15 protein-coding genes and 1 pseudogene are annotated in these 15,731 nt (G+C 67.2%); 3 read left to right on the top strand and 13 right to left on the bottom strand.

What is annotated here, in order from left to right:
- Nucleotides 1-172: 172 nt before the first annotated feature.
- Nucleotides 173-505: pseudogene (locus AB0L60_RS37385) on the top strand (oxygenase MpaB family protein); the annotation flags it as partial.
- 45 nt (nt 506-550) lie between these two features.
- On the opposite strand, the gene AB0L60_RS37380 reads toward AB0L60_RS37385, so the two are convergent.
- Nucleotides 551-1,900 (bottom strand): alpha/beta hydrolase, encoded by a 1,350-nt coding sequence (locus AB0L60_RS37380; RefSeq protein ID WP_364624272.1) that lies wholly within the window; start codon nt 1,898-1,900, stop codon nt 551-553.
- Between the two features lie 313 nt (nt 1,901-2,213).
- Between AB0L60_RS37380 and AB0L60_RS37375 the strand changes: the two genes are divergently transcribed.
- Complete coding sequence (locus AB0L60_RS37375; protein ID WP_354844725.1) at nt 2,214-2,615, top strand: hypothetical protein; 402 nt, start codon at nt 2,214-2,216, stop codon at nt 2,613-2,615.
- Nucleotides 2,616-2,621: 6 nt separating this feature from the next.
- Here the strand turns inward: AB0L60_RS37375 and AB0L60_RS37370 are convergent, their stop codons facing one another.
- From AB0L60_RS37370 to AB0L60_RS37315, 12 genes are all read right to left on the bottom strand, one after another.
- On the bottom strand, nt 2,622-3,701 hold the full coding sequence (locus tag AB0L60_RS37370) for an ionic transporter y4hA (protein ID WP_364624310.1): 1,080 nt from the start codon (nt 3,699-3,701) through the stop codon (nt 2,622-2,624).
- A gap of 288 nt (nt 3,702-3,989) precedes the next feature.
- Nucleotides 3,990-4,874, bottom strand: coding sequence for an ectoine hydroxylase (gene thpD, locus AB0L60_RS37365; protein ID WP_364624270.1), 885 nt, complete (start codon nt 4,872-4,874; stop codon nt 3,990-3,992).
- A gap of 9 nt (nt 4,875-4,883) precedes the next feature.
- A complete protein-coding gene (locus AB0L60_RS37360; protein WP_364624268.1) occupies nt 4,884-5,273 on the bottom strand; it encodes an ectoine synthase in 390 nt (129 codons plus the stop codon).
- A 1-nt stretch (nt 5,274) separates the two neighbouring features.
- Nucleotides 5,275-6,549: a diaminobutyrate--2-oxoglutarate transaminase gene (ectB, locus tag AB0L60_RS37355; protein WP_364624266.1), complete on the bottom strand. Its 1,275-nt coding sequence runs from the start codon at nt 6,547-6,549 to the stop codon at nt 5,275-5,277.
- On the bottom strand, nt 6,546-7,082 hold the full coding sequence (gene ectA / locus AB0L60_RS37350; RefSeq protein ID WP_354844736.1) for a diaminobutyrate acetyltransferase: 537 nt from the start codon (nt 7,080-7,082) through the stop codon (nt 6,546-6,548). The genes ectB and ectA overlap by 4 nt, the downstream gene beginning before the upstream one ends.
- A gap of 104 nt (nt 7,083-7,186) precedes the next feature.
- Nucleotides 7,187-7,912, bottom strand: a complete 726-nt coding sequence (locus AB0L60_RS37345; protein ID WP_364624263.1) for a response regulator transcription factor — start codon at nt 7,910-7,912, stop codon at nt 7,187-7,189.
- A 284-nt stretch (nt 7,913-8,196) separates the two neighbouring features.
- Nucleotides 8,197-8,937, bottom strand: a complete 741-nt coding sequence (locus tag AB0L60_RS37340; protein WP_364624261.1) for a L,D-transpeptidase family protein — start codon at nt 8,935-8,937, stop codon at nt 8,197-8,199.
- Between the two features lie 43 nt (nt 8,938-8,980).
- The gene (locus AB0L60_RS37335; protein ID WP_364624259.1) at nt 8,981-9,523 is read right to left on the bottom strand and encodes a YaeQ family protein; all 543 of its coding nucleotides are present in this window, start codon (nt 9,521-9,523) and stop codon (nt 8,981-8,983) included.
- A gap of 161 nt (nt 9,524-9,684) precedes the next feature.
- The gene (locus AB0L60_RS37330) at nt 9,685-10,188 is read right to left on the bottom strand and encodes a helix-turn-helix domain-containing protein (RefSeq protein ID WP_364624257.1); all 504 of its coding nucleotides are present in this window, start codon (nt 10,186-10,188) and stop codon (nt 9,685-9,687) included.
- The gene (locus AB0L60_RS37325; RefSeq protein ID WP_364624255.1) at nt 10,185-12,437 is read right to left on the bottom strand and encodes a molybdopterin-dependent oxidoreductase; all 2,253 of its coding nucleotides are present in this window, start codon (nt 12,435-12,437) and stop codon (nt 10,185-10,187) included. Before AB0L60_RS37325 ends, AB0L60_RS37330 begins: the two co-directional genes overlap by 4 nt.
- 64 nt (nt 12,438-12,501) lie before the next feature.
- Complete coding sequence (locus AB0L60_RS37320) at nt 12,502-13,146, bottom strand: pentapeptide repeat-containing protein (RefSeq protein ID WP_364624253.1); 645 nt, start codon at nt 13,144-13,146, stop codon at nt 12,502-12,504.
- Nucleotides 13,147-13,261: 115 nt separating this feature from the next.
- On the bottom strand, nt 13,262-13,786 hold the full coding sequence (locus AB0L60_RS37315; protein ID WP_364624251.1) for a MarR family transcriptional regulator: 525 nt from the start codon (nt 13,784-13,786) through the stop codon (nt 13,262-13,264).
- An 85-nt stretch (nt 13,787-13,871) separates the two neighbouring features.
- On the opposite strand from AB0L60_RS37315, the gene AB0L60_RS37310 reads away from it, so the two are divergent.
- Nucleotides 13,872-15,659 carry an ABC transporter ATP-binding protein gene (locus AB0L60_RS37310; protein WP_364624249.1) on the top strand — a complete coding sequence of 596 codons (1,788 nt, stop codon included), beginning with the start codon at nt 13,872-13,874 and terminating at the stop codon, nt 15,657-15,659.
- Nucleotides 15,660-15,731 lie beyond the last annotated feature (72 nt).

Raw genomic sequence — 15,731 nt, 5'->3', positions numbered from 1 at the left:
ACAACGGCGAGTCGCCGTATGGATCGCGTCGATGTTGCGCCGCCGGTTACCCAAGGCAGGGTCAGGGGGTGCCGATCAGCAGGTGGACGATGGCCTGGACGAAGCCCTCGATACACTCGCGGGGATAGGCGTCCGGTTCGCTGACGGCCAGGTGGCCTGCAGAGGAGCCCCAGTGACCTTCGATCCGACCACTCTCCGCCGCGATGACTACGGCTTCTTCGGACCGGGTTCGCCGAGCTGGCAGGTGTGGACCGCACCCACCGCGGTGATCGGCTTCCAGCGCGCGGTGACCCTCGAGCACTTCGATCCGTTCCTGACCGCGGCCGTGGCCGACACCGGCAAGTTCTACTCGGAGCCGCGCCACCGCCTCGACGCCACCTCCGCGTACTTCCTGATCGTGGCCATCGGCGATTCCCGCACCGCCATCCAGGCCTCCGAGCATCTGATGACGGCGCATGCCGAGAACACGGGCATCGAGCCGATCAGCGGGCAGCGCTATACGGCCGTCGGGCACCGAACCGTCCCTGCCGCCAGCTGATTCGACGCGACCTCATCGGCAGGTGAGGTCATGATCCGGACGCGTGCCGTCGCGCAGGAAACGCTCGACGGCATCGTTCGCGCAGGCGACCGGCGAGGGATACACGCCGTGCCCGCCGCTGTCGACCGCCACCATCCGGGCGCGGTCACCGAATGCCTGCCGCAAGTGCAACGCGCCGCTGTACGGGGTCTGCGGATCCCGGAGATTCTGCAGCAGCAGCACATTCGAGGGTCCGGACGCGGTTACGACCGTGCGCGGCGCGACCGCATATGGCCAGAACGCGCACGGGGAGAGGCCGCGCGGCATGCCCGCGGTGAGCGGGTATCGGGCTCGATCCGCGGCTACGGCGGTCGCATAGTCGTCCGCCGACGTCGGCCAGGCCACGTCATTGCACAGGGTGGCCACCATGACCGCGGTCGACGCCTGGGCCGCGGGCTCCGGCGCGGAGAGCCGCGCGGCAGGCAGGGCGTCCGAGCGCAGCGCGGCATTGATCACCTGGGCGACATAGGGAAACCGCTGATCCTTGGCTAGTCCGTCGAGCAGGATCTGCCGTAATCCGTTGCCGCTCAATGCCGAGGTCTCGGCACCCGGCCAGGGCAACGGTGCGCGATCCAATCGCGCCGCCAGCGTGAGGAACTGGTCCCGCACCGCCTCGGGCGTCGCCGCCACCCGATCCGGATTCCCCTCGGCCGCCGCCCATCGCGCGAAGTCCGGAAACCGATCCTCCGCCCCCACAGCGGAATTCCCCAGCCAGGTTCGCTCGACCCGTTCGGGATCCGGATCATCGTTGCTGTCCAGCAGGATCCGATCCGTGTGCTCCCCGAACAGCGTGGCGTACACCGACAGCACGTAAGTCCCATAGGACGTTCCCCACCCCGCGATCCGCTGTTCCCCCAGCGCTTCCCGGATCCGGTCGATGTCCCGCGCCGCGGTCCGGGTCCCGATCGACCGCACCAGCGCACCCCCATCCCGCACGCACGCCTCGGCCACCCGCCGCTCGATCACCACATTCTCCGCGATCCCCCCGTCCGCGTCCGGCCACGGCCGCAGCCGCTCCGGTGCCAGATCCTGCTGCGCGATACGGCAATTCGCCGCCGTGCTCGCTCCGATCCCGCGTGGATCGAACCCGATCAGGTCGTACTCGTCCCGCACCGACTCCGGTAGCGTCTGGCCTGCGGTGGATGGCAGATTCAGCCCACTGCCACCCGGCCCGCCCGGCACGAGCAGCAACACCCCGCGCCGATGCTCCGGATGCGCACTCCGAATCCGCGACACCGCAAGGGAAACCCGCTCCCCCTCCGGATGCTCGTAGTCGAGCGGCACCGACACCGTCGCGCACTCCTGCCGCGAATCGACCCCCACTCCCTGACACCCGGCCCACTCGATGCCCGAGCTCGAATCCGACCGGCAGCCGACGAGCACAGCCGACACCACCACTGCGAGCCCCAACGCCGCCCCAACGCGAATTGTTCTCTTCACACCGCCGAACGTAGAAACCCCGAACACCGACCCGCGTCACCCCACGGTGCCACCCGCCGCTCCCCCGACGGGACTATCCGACAGTCGGCGGTGACGGCCCTGGGTGAAACGCTAGTGTTGCGTGATTGAACATAATCGACCGAGTTCGATAGGCTCGGCGTTTGGCGTGCGGGCCGATCGAGCCGAGGGTGATGCGATGAGGCAAGCGTTCGATGCTTGGAAGCGGGCGGTGACCCGGGGGGCCAGTACCCGGGCCATCGCGGAGAAGCTGGACAGCAATGGGCCCAGGATCAAGCGGCATTTGGAGGAGTCGGATCCGCCGGTGGCGGACACGGTGATCGAACTGGCGCGGGCCTACGGGGTGAATCCGGTGGAGGGGTTGATCGCCGCCGGGCTGATCACGCGCAGCGATGTCGATCATGCCGCAACGAAGGACGCGCTTGCCGAGGTGCCCATGTTGCAGTTGCTGGAGGAGGCCGTGGAGCGGGAGCGGCGGGCCGTGCGGCGGCGAGCGCCCGAGGGTGAGCAGGCAGCGGACGGCGAGGAGCGCCGGAGCCGGCGGTTCCGGCGCAAGGTCGGCGAGGGGACTGCGGAGTAGGCGTTCCTACGGCGCGACGGCGAGGAAACCGAACGCCGCGAAGAGCGAGAGGTGCACCGTGCCCTGCAGCAGGGTAGCGCGGCCGGGCACCACGGTGAGCATGCCGACGACCACTGTTATTGCCAGCAGCACCATTTCGGTCGCGCCCAGGCCGAGCAACAGCGGGGTGTCCAGCCAGATCGAGGCGACCGCGATGGCCGGAATCGTGAGGCCGATGCTGGCCATGGCCGAGCCCAGCGCCAGGTTCAGACCGACCTGCACCCGCCCGCCCCGCGCGGCACGCACGGCGGCCAGCGCCTCGGGCAGCAGGACCAGCATTGCGATCACCACGCCGACCGCCGAACGCGGCAGACCCGCTGCGTCGACACCGGATTCGATGGCCGGGGACACCGCCTTCGCCAGACCGACCACCCCGACCAGAGCGGCGATCAGCAGTCCGCCGCTGATCCACGCGCGGCGCGCGGTCGGCCGCTCCGCGTGTTCGCCCTCGTCGTCGGTGCCGGGCTCCACCGGGAGGAAATCCTCCTTGTGCCGCACGGTCTGCATGGCGATGAAGCAGCCGTAGAGCACCAGTGAGGCGACGGCCGCGAAGGCCAGCTGGGCGGGCGAGAAGTGCGGCCCGGGTTCGCTGGTCGTGAACGTCGGCAGCACCAGGCTCAACGTGGCCAGGGTTGCGACCGTGGCCAGCGCCGCACCCGTGCCCTCCGCATTGAAGACCGCGACCCGCCGCCGCAACGCCCCCACCAGCAACGCCATTCCGAAGATGCCATTGCAGGTGATCATGACCGCTGCGAACACGGTGTCGCGGGCCAGCGGCGCGGCCTTGTCCCCGGCCGAAACCATCAGCGTCAGAATGAGTCCGACCTCGATGACGGTCACCGCGATGGCCAGCACCAGCGCGCCGAACGGCTCGCCGACGCGATGCGCGACGACCTCTGCATGATGCACCGCGGCCAGTACCGCCGCCAGCAGGAGAGCGAATACCGGGATGTCGGCCAGCAGCGACAATTCCCGGCCCCACACCGCGGCGAGCATCACCACCGCGAGCAGGGGAACGACTACGGTCCAGCGAATCTTGTCCAGCAGCAAAGGTTCCTCAGTGGTCACGGGATTCGACGAGCGCGGAAATCCCTCGGACGCAGCCGAATCGACCGGGCACGCGCCGGTCGACCGGCGCGTGCCCGATGTTCGACCCACGTCAAACCTTAGAGGTACGATGCAACATTCCACAATCACAATGAACCATTGTCGTTCCATCGAGTGTGGCCATATCCTGCATATCACCAGTTCAGACAGCACATCCGAGAAATATGTGATTGCACCCACATGGAACGACATCGGCATAAGAGCCGAAACCCTCTGCACCCCCCCGGATCACACCAGCGGCGTGAAGTCCCGGCTCGCGAGGTACTCCGGCCGCGGATGCGGCGCGGCATAGGGATCGAGCAGCGTGTTCTCGACGCTGTTGAACACCAGGAACAGATTCGAGCGCGGGAACGGCGTGATATTGCCCGCCGACCCGTGCATGAGGTTCGAGTCGAACAGCAACGCCGAACCCGCCCGCCCGGTGAACTGCGTAATGCCGTGCTTCCCGGCCAGATCCGTGATGGCCGCCTGCGACGGGACGCCGATCTCCTGACCGCGCAGGGAAACCCGGTGATGGTCGGCCGGCGTCTCACCCTGACAGGGGACGAAGGTGCGATGCGAGCCCGGCATGATCATGAGGCTGCCGTTGAACGGGTGGTTGTCGGACAGCGCGATCGACAGGCTCACCGCTCGCGGCGTCGGCATGCCGTCCTCGGCGTGCCAGGTCTCGAAGTCGGAGTGCCAGTAGAAGCCAGTGCCGGTGAACCCGGGCATGTAGTTCACCCGGGTCTGATGCAGATAGACCTCGGAGCCGAGAATCTCGCGCGCCAGACCGGCAATCCGCTCCTCGCGCACCAGATCCGCGATCATGGCGCTGAGCCGGTGCACCTCGAACAGGGAGCGCACCCGGTGCGACTCGCGCTCGATGATCACGCGCTCGTCCAGCACGAGGTCGGGATCGCCGGTCAGCCGCTGGATTTCGGCCGCCACCTCACCGATCTCGTACGGATCGAGCAGGCTGTCGACCACGGCGTAGCCGTTGTCGTCGAAATCGGCGAGGGCATGGCTGCCGATCTCACCCCACACCGTCGGGTCGTCACGCTCGATCGGCGGGGTGCCGACCACCGTGCGGGTGCGATAGCGGTCGATTCTTCCGTTGTCGGACACAGTCATTCGAAACTCCTAGTCGACGGCGACGAGCGGGTACACACCGTGCTCGTCGTGCACCTCCTGCCCGGTCACCGGCGGATTGAACACGCAGAGCATGCGCATCCGGGTGCGGGCGAAGAGACGGTGCCGTTCGTGGCCGTTCAGCAGGTACATCGAGCCGGGGCCCAGCTCGTAGGTGGTGCCGTGGTCGAGATCGACCAGGGTGCCCTCGCCCTCGACCAGCCAGACGGCCTCGATGTGGTGCCGGTAATGGAATTCGTGGACGGTCTCGGCGTCGATGGTGGTCTCGTGGAACGAGAACCCGACCCGGTCGCCGCCGAGCACGATGCGCTTGCTGCGCCAGCCCGGGCCCGCGACATCCCGGTCGGTGCCGGTGATCTCGGCGGTGGTGCGCACGATCATGTCAGCGCCCCCGCCCGCCGCTGACGGCATCCAGTGAGGCGGCCAGCAGCTCCAGGCCGTGATCGAGCTCGTAGTCGGTAATGGTCAGCGGCGGAAGCAGTTTCACCACCTCGTCCTCGGGACCGGAGGTCTCCACCAGCAGCCCGCGCTGGAAGGCGGCCGCACAGACCTTCTCCGCCTGCGAGGCGTCGTCGAAGACCAGGCCGTGCACCAGACCACGCCCGCGCGCGCCGACACCGTCGAAGGCCGCGGACATGCCCGTCAGGGCACGGTCGATGCGTTCCCCCTTGGCCCGGGTGGCAGCCTCCAGGGCGTCGTCGGCCCAGTAATGCTCCAGCGCCGCACGCGCGGTGACGAAGGCCGGGTTGTTGCCGCGGAAGGTGCCGTTGTGCTCGCCCGGCTTCCACAGGTCCAGTTCCGGCTTGAACAGCACCAGCGCCATCGGCAGGCCGTAGCCGCCGATCGACTTGGACAGCGTGACGATATCCGGTGTGATACCGGCCATTTCGAAGGAGAAGAACGGTCCGGTGCGGCCGCAGCCCATCTGCACGTCGTCGACGATCAGCAGAATCTCACGGGCGGAACACAATCCGGCCAGCTTGCGCAGCCACCGCACGCTCGCGAGGTTGACTCCGCCCTCGCCCTGGACGGTTTCGACGATCACGGCGGCCGGGCTGTCCAGGCCGGAGGAGGCATCGTCGAGGACGCGCTCCATCCATTCGAACGAATCATCGTCCGCGCCGGACAGATACCCGTCGAAGGGCATCGAGGTGGCGTGCTGCAGCGGCACACCCGCACCTGCCCGCTTGGCGGCATTGCCGGTGACCGACAGGGCGCCCAGCGTCATACCGTGAAAAGCGTTGGTGAAATTGAGGATCTCGGTGCGTCCGGTCACCTTGCGGGCCAGTTTGAGCGCGGCCTCCACCGCGTTCGCGCCGGTGGGTCCGGGGAACTGCACCTTGTAGTCCAGGCCGCGTGGCTGCAGGATGCGGTCGCGCAGCGACTGCAGCAGATCTCGCTTGGCGACGGTGGACATGTCGAGCCCGTGGGTGAGGCCGTCGCCCGCGATGTACTCGAGCAGCGACTGCTTCAGCACGGGGTTGTTGTGGCCGTAGTTGAGAGCGCCCGCCCCGGCGAAGAAATCCAGGTACTCCCGGCCGGACTCGTCGCGGAGCCAGGCGCCGGACGCGGTGTCGAAGACCGTCGGCCAGGAACGGCAGTAGCCGCGCACATTCGACTCGAGATCCGCGAAAACCGTCATATCGGGGCTAGTCATCGCCATTCCTCCTGGGTGGTGACCGGTGCGATGCGGTAGAGGTCCTCGGGCTGGTGCCCGCCGGGAAACTGATCCGCCGTGAACAATGTGGTGCGGGTCAGGGCCGCGCCACGACGGCGGGCCAGCGAAGCGAACATGGCTACCGAGGCCGGATTGTCGGGGGCAATGGTGGTCTCGAGCTGGGTGACTCCGCGCGCCGCGGCACTTTCCAGCAGCGCGTCGAGCATGTCGACGCCCAGGCCGTGCCCACGATGGGGCTGATCGACCGCCACCTGCCAGACGAAAAGGATATGCGGCCATGCGGGTCTGGTGTAGCCGATGACGAATCCGGCTATCTCGCCGTCTATTTCAGCGACGATCGAGGTATCCGCGAAATCGCGGCACCACAGCAGATAGGCATAGCTGGAGTTGGTGTCGAGGACCCGGGAGTCCTCCGCAATGCGCCACATTGGTGCGCCGTCGGCGAGCACGGGCTCCCGGATCTGGATGGTTTGCTGGGATATCGCGTCAAATTTGCTGATTTGGATCTGCATGACCACTTCAGCCTGACGGTGAAGTTTTGAGGTCTTCCATGCGAATTCATTGCGATCTCATGACGATCCCATGACTCCGCGTCCTCGCACACTCGCGAATACGCCTATCGCGGCATATCGAGGCGATATCCGAGGCCACGCACGGTCACCACGATGCGCGGCTCCGACGGGTCCGTCTCGATCTTCGTGCGCAGCCGGCGGACATGGACGTCGACCAGCCGCTCGTCGCCGAAGAAGCCTTCGTCCCAAGCTCGTTCGAGCAGCAGGGTGCGGCTGAGCACCCGGCCGGGATTCGCCGCGAGTTCACACAGCAGGCGAAACTCGGTGATGGTCAACGGGATCTGCTCCTCACCCCGGCGCACCACGCCGCCGTCCGGCGAAAGCACCAGCGGCGCATCATCATCGGAGTCCAGGACGATCTCCACCGGCGGCTCGGCCGCCGGATCCTCCGGCAGCCCGCCCAGGTGTGGCCGCCGCCGCAGCGCCCGCATGCGCGCGCTGATCTCCTTGAGCTCGAACGGCTTGGTCACGAAGTCATCGGCCCCCGCCTCGAGGGCCGCGACCACATCGTGGGTGTCCGCGCTGGCGCTGACCACCATGATCGGTACCTCGTGGGCGCGCCGCACCTCGCGAATACAGGTGAAGGCATCCATCCCGCCCACCAGCAGGTCCACGATCATCACATCCGGCGCGCCGTTATTGCGCAGCCGTTCCAGGGCCACCTCGGTCGCGCCTGCCTCGGCGACCTCGTAGCCCTCCCCTTCCATCGCCGTCCGCAGGGCGCTGCGGACCCGGTAGTCGTCCCCCACGATCATCAGGCTCGCGCCCATCATCCATATCCTTTCGTCCGAAGGACGCCGCGAACACGTCCAGCGGACCATCACCGAACTGCGGTGATCGCGTTCGACTAGGTGGAATACCCGAACCTTAGTTGAACGAAACATCCGGCCATCCCAGGTATGCGAGCTGATAGCTGATGCACATCACTCGGATTGCTGCCGGTCAGGCTGGGGAAATACCGAATGGCACCGCCATGCTTCTGCATTTGCGCACGTCAAAGCTGGTTCGGGCGCATTTGCGACATTGTGAGAACCTGCACAGAGGTTTCGCCGATTCAGGCGTTCGCCGGGCGATCCCGAACCTCGATGTCGATGACCGGGCCCTGGGCGGGGTCCAGCCAGCGCATCACGCGGTCCAGATCCGCGCCTGGAAGGGCTACGCAGCCCGCGGTCGGGGTGCCGTCTCCGACATGGAGGAAGTACGCGGAACCCGCGCCGGCGACGACCGGGGAGCGGTTGTAGTCGATGACGACGGCGTGATCGTAGGCGGGACCGGCCGTGCCCAGGTCCTCGCCCGCGGACTCATCGAACGGGCAGGTGCCGGGGGCGCAGGTGTAGTGGGTGTTGTAGAGCGGCGATCCGGTATCGGAGACCCACCAATCCGATGGTGTCACCCGGCGATACGGGAGCCTGGTGCCGTTGTTGGCAGAGATGCCGAAAGCCTCTGTCAGCGTCCAGATTCCGGCCGGGGAACGGGTGGCCGATTCGCTGGTGGGCCCGATGCCCTGCGCGCCCACGTCGGCGTGCAGGGGGCCGATCGCTCGAACCCATTGTGTGCCATCACGATCCCAGGCGGTGAGGGTGGCCGTGGTGGCGGTGGGGGAATCGGCGGTGACGGTGATGAGCTGATTGGCCGGACCGATGTACGTGGGCTGTTCCACCGGAGGCTCGGAGTGCTTCTGAGCGCAGCCGGCCGCGGCCAGGGCCATGACGGCCAGGGCTGCGATCGCTGGGCGGGGACGGGTTCGACACATCGTGGTCGCCAGTTTGCCCGAGGTGGCGTGCTCGGGTCGCATGAAACCCGGGGTGGAATACTGGTCGCTCGACCCGTTGGCGGGGCTAGGCGAGGGAGTGTTCTTCGATGGGGGTCGAGAGCGAGGTGCCGTTCAGGTCCAGGTAGAGGTGGCGGTCCGTGACCGAGAGCGTGAGGGTGTTGCGGCGGTCGAGGAGGGCGGTGGCGGCGTCGACGAAGGATCGGTCGAAGGCGTAGAGGGGGATCTGGTCGGCCTGGTGGATGCGTTTGCCGGCGAGTTGGGCGAGGACTTTTGCGGGGTCCCGGTGGGTGTAGATGGCTACACGGTCGGCCAGTTTGCTGGCGCGGTGGATGCGGTCGGCATCCGGGGCGCCCACGTCGATCCAGGTGGTGAGGCGGCCGGTGAGGTCGCGGATGAGAACCGGCGGCTCATCGGTGGAAGAGACCCCACCATCACTGAACGCGATCCCCTCTTCATACTCCAAGCAATAGGCCAGGATCCGAGTCAACATGTACTCCCCGGTCTCGGAAGGATGCCGCGCAACCCGCAACTCCAACTCCTCGTAGACCCCCCGATCCACATCAGCCAACTGCACATTCACGTTGTAGAGAGTCGCGTTCAGGGCCATAGTCCCTGCAGCCTAAAGCCCACCCCGCCCCCGCCGACAATTGGTTCGGAATCCACCCACGACGAACCAACGGCCCGGACCCATCCACAGCAGACGATGCACTAATCATACCGCGCCACCACTATCCATTAGTACCGAATTCTATTCTGATACAAGGCTTTTCAATCGCCATCACCAAAACGACCGGTCGCTAGCGCCGCATTCCGAAGCCGATCCGGAAACCCCGGCCCCAGCCGAGCGGAAATATCCTCGTGCCGCAACGGCTCCCGGCAATGCGAGCACACCACCTCGGCGTGCGTATCGTGGTCACACGCCGTGTGATGCAGAACCACCGGTTGCCCGGATTCCGGAGCGAGGTACCGATCCCCCCAGGCCATCATGGCCGCGATGACGGGAAAGAAGTCGCGCCCCTGATCGGTCAGCCGGTATTCGTGGCGAACCGGCCGCTCCTGATACGGAACCTTGGTCAACAGTCCCGCGTCCACCAATCGGTTCAAACGCTGGGTGAGGATATTGCGGCTGAGGCCGAGGGTCGATTCGAAATCGTCGAAACGCTTGGCGCCGTAGAAAGCTTCGCGGAGGATGAGCGGCGTCCACCAGTCGCCCAGCAGGTCGACGGTGCGGGCGACGGTGCACGGCCAGTTCGCGAAACTCGTTCGTTTCATGCGGTCACGGTATCCAGGCGGGCGGGGACGTACTTGTGCCAGGGGGTGCCGACCCATTCGTCACGGTCGTCGAAGGAGGTCAGCTCGTTCGGGGCGGTGCCGGTGGTGACCGAGGTGCCGTCCGGGGCGGCGACCGAGAGCCCGAAACCGTTGGGCAACGACAGGTGGCCCGGGCGCATGCGGTCGGTGGGCTCGACCGGGACCTGCGCGGTGCCGCGCCGGGTAGTCACCTGGACCAGGTCGCCCGCCGTCAGCCCGAGCCGCTCGGCATCGCCGGTGCTGATGCGCAGGGTGCCCGCCGCATCACGCTTGCGCCAGGCCGGGTCGCGGAAGATGGTGTTGGCCGTGAAGGCCCGCCGCTCACCGGCCGAAAGGATGAACGGCCAGTCCGCGCTGTCGTCCTCGGTCGGTACGGGCAGGGTGGCGATCACCTCCAGCAGCTCCGGAATCTCCAGCCGGATCACCTTGTCGCGCACCCGATTCCAGGTCTCGGCGTAATCGTCCTCGGAGATCACGATGCCATGCTCGCCCGCCAGGATCGCCTCGAACAGCCGCTCGCCCGCCTCCAGACCCGTTCCGTACCCGGCGCGTTCGACGCTGACCGGGAACTTGCGCACCATGTTGTAGGCCGCCGCCCACAGCAGTGCCGCCGAGGCCGCACCGTCGGGCAGCGTCTCCCCCAGCGTCCGATACAGCAGCACGGGAGCGAGTTTCGACCGCGCCGGATCGCCGAGGATTCCCAGGAAGGCCATGGCGAACGCCTCCCGCCCCTGCGCGAGCGCGGCACGCAGGGGCACGTAGTCCGCCTCGCTCAGCACGCCCGCGGCCTCGACCAGACGGGCGTGGATCTCGGGCTCGGGCAGCACGCCCGCCGGTGCGGGCAGCACCGGGTGGCGCAGGTGGAAGATATTGCGCGGGAAATCGAAGTTGAAGAACGTGGCCTCGTACTTCTCGAACTGGGTGGGCGCGGGCAGCACATAGTCGGCCAGGCGCGCGGTCTCGGTCATGGCGACGTCGATGACCACCACCAGTTCCAGCGCCGCCAGGGCCTCGCGCATGCGGGCCGAATCCGCCAGGGAGTGCGCCGGATTCGCGCTCTCGATGAACATGGCGCGGTACCGCGCCGGGTGGTCGGTGAGGATCTCCTCGCTGATCACATTGCACGGCACCAGACCGCTCACGATCTGCGCGCCGGCCACCGGGCTCTTGGGGCCCTCGCCCGCCGGATGCCCGCGGTCGTGGCCGAGATTGCTCAGGCCGGTGAAAGCGTATTGGGTGCCCGGCTTTCCGACATTGCCGGTGAGCAGCCAGACCAGCTTCTCGACATAGCTGACCACCGTCGAATACCGGTTCATCTGCACACCGAGGTCCTCGAGCGCGGCGACCGAGTTCGCGCGGGCCAGCCGGTGTGTCGCGGCGGTCACCAGGTCCAGGTCGACATCGGCGATGGCGCAGTACCTTTCGATCGGCACCGCTCGCAGCACCGGCAGCACCGCGTCCAGGCCGCTGGTGTGCTCGGCCAGCCATTCCTCGTCGATCAGGTTGTCGCGCACCAGGATCGCGGCCATGGCCGTCAGCAGGTACACGTCGGTGCCCGGCCGCAGCTGCAGGTGGAAGTCCGCCAGCTCGGCGGTCTCGGTGCGCACCGGGTCGAGCACGATCATCGACCGCGCCGGATCCTTGGCGATCTCCTTCAGCACCGTGCGCGCCCGCGGAAACCCGTGCGACTGATACGGATTCTTGCCGATGAAGAACGCCACCTCGGCATGCTCGACGTCGGCGCGCATCGGGTAGCCGGTCATCCGCGCGCCCACCCAGAAGTCACCGGTCTTCTCCTGCGCCAGCGCGCTGGACCGATACTTCATGCCGAACGCGGCCATGGTCGCCGGGGCGTACGCGCCGCCCAGGTGATTGCCCTGCCCGCCACCGCCGTAATAGAAGATCGATTCACCGCCGAAGTGGCGCCCGACCTCCAGCAGCTTGGCCGACACCTCGGAAATCGCGGTCTCCCAATCGATTTCCTCGAAGCTGCCGTCCGCACGCCGCCGCAGCGGCGAGGTCAGCCGGCCGGTGTGCCCGTTCTGGTAGCGGTCCAGCTGCAGGGCCTTGTTGCAGGTGTAGCCCTCCGACGCCGGATGCAGCTTGTCGCCGCGAATCTTCTCGAAGGACCGGCCGTCCGGCCCGAGCAGCACCTGGATGCCGCAGTTGCACTCACACAGGATGCACGCCGTAGGCCGCCACTCCGTCATGGGAGGAGCGTAACCCGAGTCAGTTCACTAGCGCTACTAACTGGAGATCCTTGGCCGCTTTCGTCTACAGGTCCTTGACCAGGATTCCGAAGGAGTGGGCGAAGACCGGAGCCAGCTCGAGCAGCTGCGTATTGGTGACCAGCGCACCCGACAGCGACTCGACCCCGCTGGAGATGCCGATCGTCCGGGCCTCACGCAGGTCGACCTTCTTCAACTTGGCATTGCGCAGCGACAGCCCGGAGATCTCCGAGCCGGGGAAGGTCACCGAGGTCAGCTTCGCCTCGCTGATATCCACGTCCCGCAGCACGCAATCCACGAACGAGACATCGGTGAGCACCGCACCACGCAGATTCACCGAATCGAACTTGCAGTTGTGGAAACTCACCCGCCGCAGCGCCGACCCGAACGCCTCCACCCCCGACATGGCCGCGAGCACGAATTCCGCATCCATCCAATTGGTTTCGGACAGATCGGTCCGAATCCAGCGGGTACTGCCCAGCCATACATCGTTGAATCGCGAATACCGGAAGAAACCTCCGGTCACCGTGGTGGCCGAGATGGCGCACTCGGTGAACGTCACCCCGCGCAGTTGCGGATCGTCGAGTGAGAGGCCGTCGAAATGGGCACAGTCGTATGCGCCCTCATCGAGCAGCGTCTCCTGCCGTTCCAGGAAACGCGCGAAAGGCAGGTCGGCCAGCTCCCGTGGCATATCGGTTCCTTACCGGGTCGAGGTGAAGATCGGATCGGCACAACGCTCCCGACCGTACTCGAGGCGCACGACACCCCAGCCACCCATCCGCGCGACCGACCGGATCTTCGACCTGCTACTCCGGGCCGGTTCGCGGGGTCGGCGCGGCATTCGGCGGTGCGCAGTCGTCGGCCGCCAAGGTGGCGAGGAGCTCGCGCAGGGTGTGGCGCTGGCCTGGCGAGAGGGCGGCGAAGATCTCTTCGGCGGCGTCACGGCGAGCGTCGGACATCCGAGCCAGTACCCGGCGACCCCCGGCGGTCGGGGTCACCAGGGTGGCGCGACGGTTGGCCGGATCCGGTTCGCGGGCAACCAGCCCGGCGGCGACCAGCGCATCGACGACGGTCGTGGCCGAGCGCGGCACGATGCCGAGGTGCTCCGCGAGGGCGGACATGCGCAGCGGTTGGTCGCCGTGCTCGTCGGCGCGGCCGATGATGCGCAGCGCGCGGGCCTGGGCCGGGGTGAGGCCCAGCGGGGACAGCCGCGCCGACTGCGTGCGGCGCAGCCGTTTGGTGGTGCGCAGGAAGAGTTCGGCGAGGTCATCGTCGGGAACGACACGCCTCTCGCCCGTCGCGCGCGGCTCGTCTGCAGGACTGCTCGACATGATCCAGAGCATAGCTCATTGTCCTCGGAACAATTATGAGCCAAACTCAGTTATAGCGCGTGACTCCCTGCGAAAGGAGGCGCTGATGGCTTCACAACCTGAACTTCGCCGGATCGTCCGGCTCTTTCATCCATATCGCGGGCGCTTGGCCCTGGTCGCGGCCCTGGTGGGTTTGGCCTCGCTGGCCGGTCTGGCTTCCCCGTTCCTGCTGCGCGGCATCATCGACGACGCCCTGCCGCACGGTCGCACCGGACTGCTGACCCTGCTGGCCGTGGGCATGATCGCGGTCGCGGCGCTGAACAGTGTGTTCGGCGTCTTCCAGACCTATATCTCGACCGCGGTCGGCCAGGACGTGATGCACGATCTGCGGTCGGCGGTCTACGCGCGGCTGCAGTCCATGCCGCTGTCCTTCTTCACCACCACCCGCACCGGCGAGGTGCAGTCGCGAATCGCCAATGACATCGGCGGCATGCAGTCCACGGTCACCTCGACCATCACCTCGCTGGTCTCCAACTTCACCTCCGTCGTCGCGGCGGTCATCGCCATGTTCGCGCTGGACTGGCGACTCACACTGGTATCGCTGGTCATGCTGCCGCTGTTCGTGTGGATCAGCCGCCGGGTCGGCTCCGAGCGCCGGCGCATCACCGCGGAGAAGCAGCGCAAGCTGGCCGGCATGTCGGCGATCGTGGAGGAATCGCTGTCGGTGAGCGGAATCCTGTTGTCGCGCACCATGGGTCGCTCACCCGCGCTGGTCGAGGATTTCACCCGGGAATCACGGGGGCTGGTGGATCTCGAGATCCGCTCCAGCATGGCCGGGCGGTGGCGGCAGTCGACCATCTCGATCGTGATGGCGGCCATGCCGGCGGTCATCTACTGGGCGGCGGGCATGACCGTGGCCCAGGGGCATCCGCTGGTGTCGATCGGCACGCTGGTCGCGTTCACCACGCTGCAGAGCGGCCTGCTGCGGCCGACCGTCATGCTGCTGTCGACCGGCGTCGATATTCAGAGCTCGCTGGCGCTGTTCGGGCGGATCTTCGAATACCTGGATCTGCGACCGGACATCGAGGAGCCCGAGCGGCCCATGCCCCTGCCGGAGCAGGTGACGGGCGCGGTGCGGTTCGAGCGCGTCGGGTTCGCCTACGACGCGGATCGGAACGTGCTGAGCGACATCGATCTCGAGGTGCCCGCCGGGTCGAGTCTGGCGATCGTCGGCGAAACCGGCTCGGGGAAGACGACTCTCGGGTATCTAGTGGCGCGGCTGTACGACGTGACGTCCGGCCGGGTGACGGTCGACGGCGTGGACGTGCGAGAACTGTCCTTCACCGACCTGTCCGCGGCGGTGGGTGTGGTGTCGCAGGAGACCTACCTGTTCCACTCCTCGGTCGCCGACAACCTGCGCTTCGCGAAACCCGATGCGACAGAGTCGGAATTGCATGCCGCGGCCCGGGCCGCGCAGATCCACGACCACATCATGAGGCTGCCCGACGGGTACGACACCCTGGTCGGCGAGCGCGGCTACCGCTTCTCCGGCGGGGAGAAGCAGCGGCTGGCGGTGGCGCGGGCCATTCTGCGCAATCCGCCCATCATGGTGCTCGATGAGGCGACCAGCGCGCTGGACACCAGGACCGAGCGCGACGTGCAGGCGGCGATCGACGCGCTGTCCGCGAATCGCACCACCATCACGATCGCGCACCGGCTGTCCACGATCCGGGACGCCGATCAGATCGTGGTGCTCGACCAGGGTCGCGTGGTGGAACGCGGTACGCACCGGGAACTGGTGGAGCGCAACGGTTTCTACGCCGACCTGCTGGCTCGCGACACCTTCGACGATGTCATGGCCGAGGCCGACGTGGTCGGCGTGCTCGAAGCCTGAACCCGGACAGCGGAAAGCCCTGCCGTCCACGCTGACGACAGGGCCCCTTTTCTCCCTACCTCGGTGAATTGC

This window comes from Nocardia sp. NPDC051981 (assembly GCF_040680715.1).
In the GTDB taxonomy this organism is placed as follows: Bacteria; Actinomycetota; Actinomycetes; order Mycobacteriales; family Mycobacteriaceae; genus Nocardia.
The sequence above is the reverse complement of the archived record's forward strand: the minus strand, read 5'-3'. Positions and strand labels throughout refer to the sequence as shown.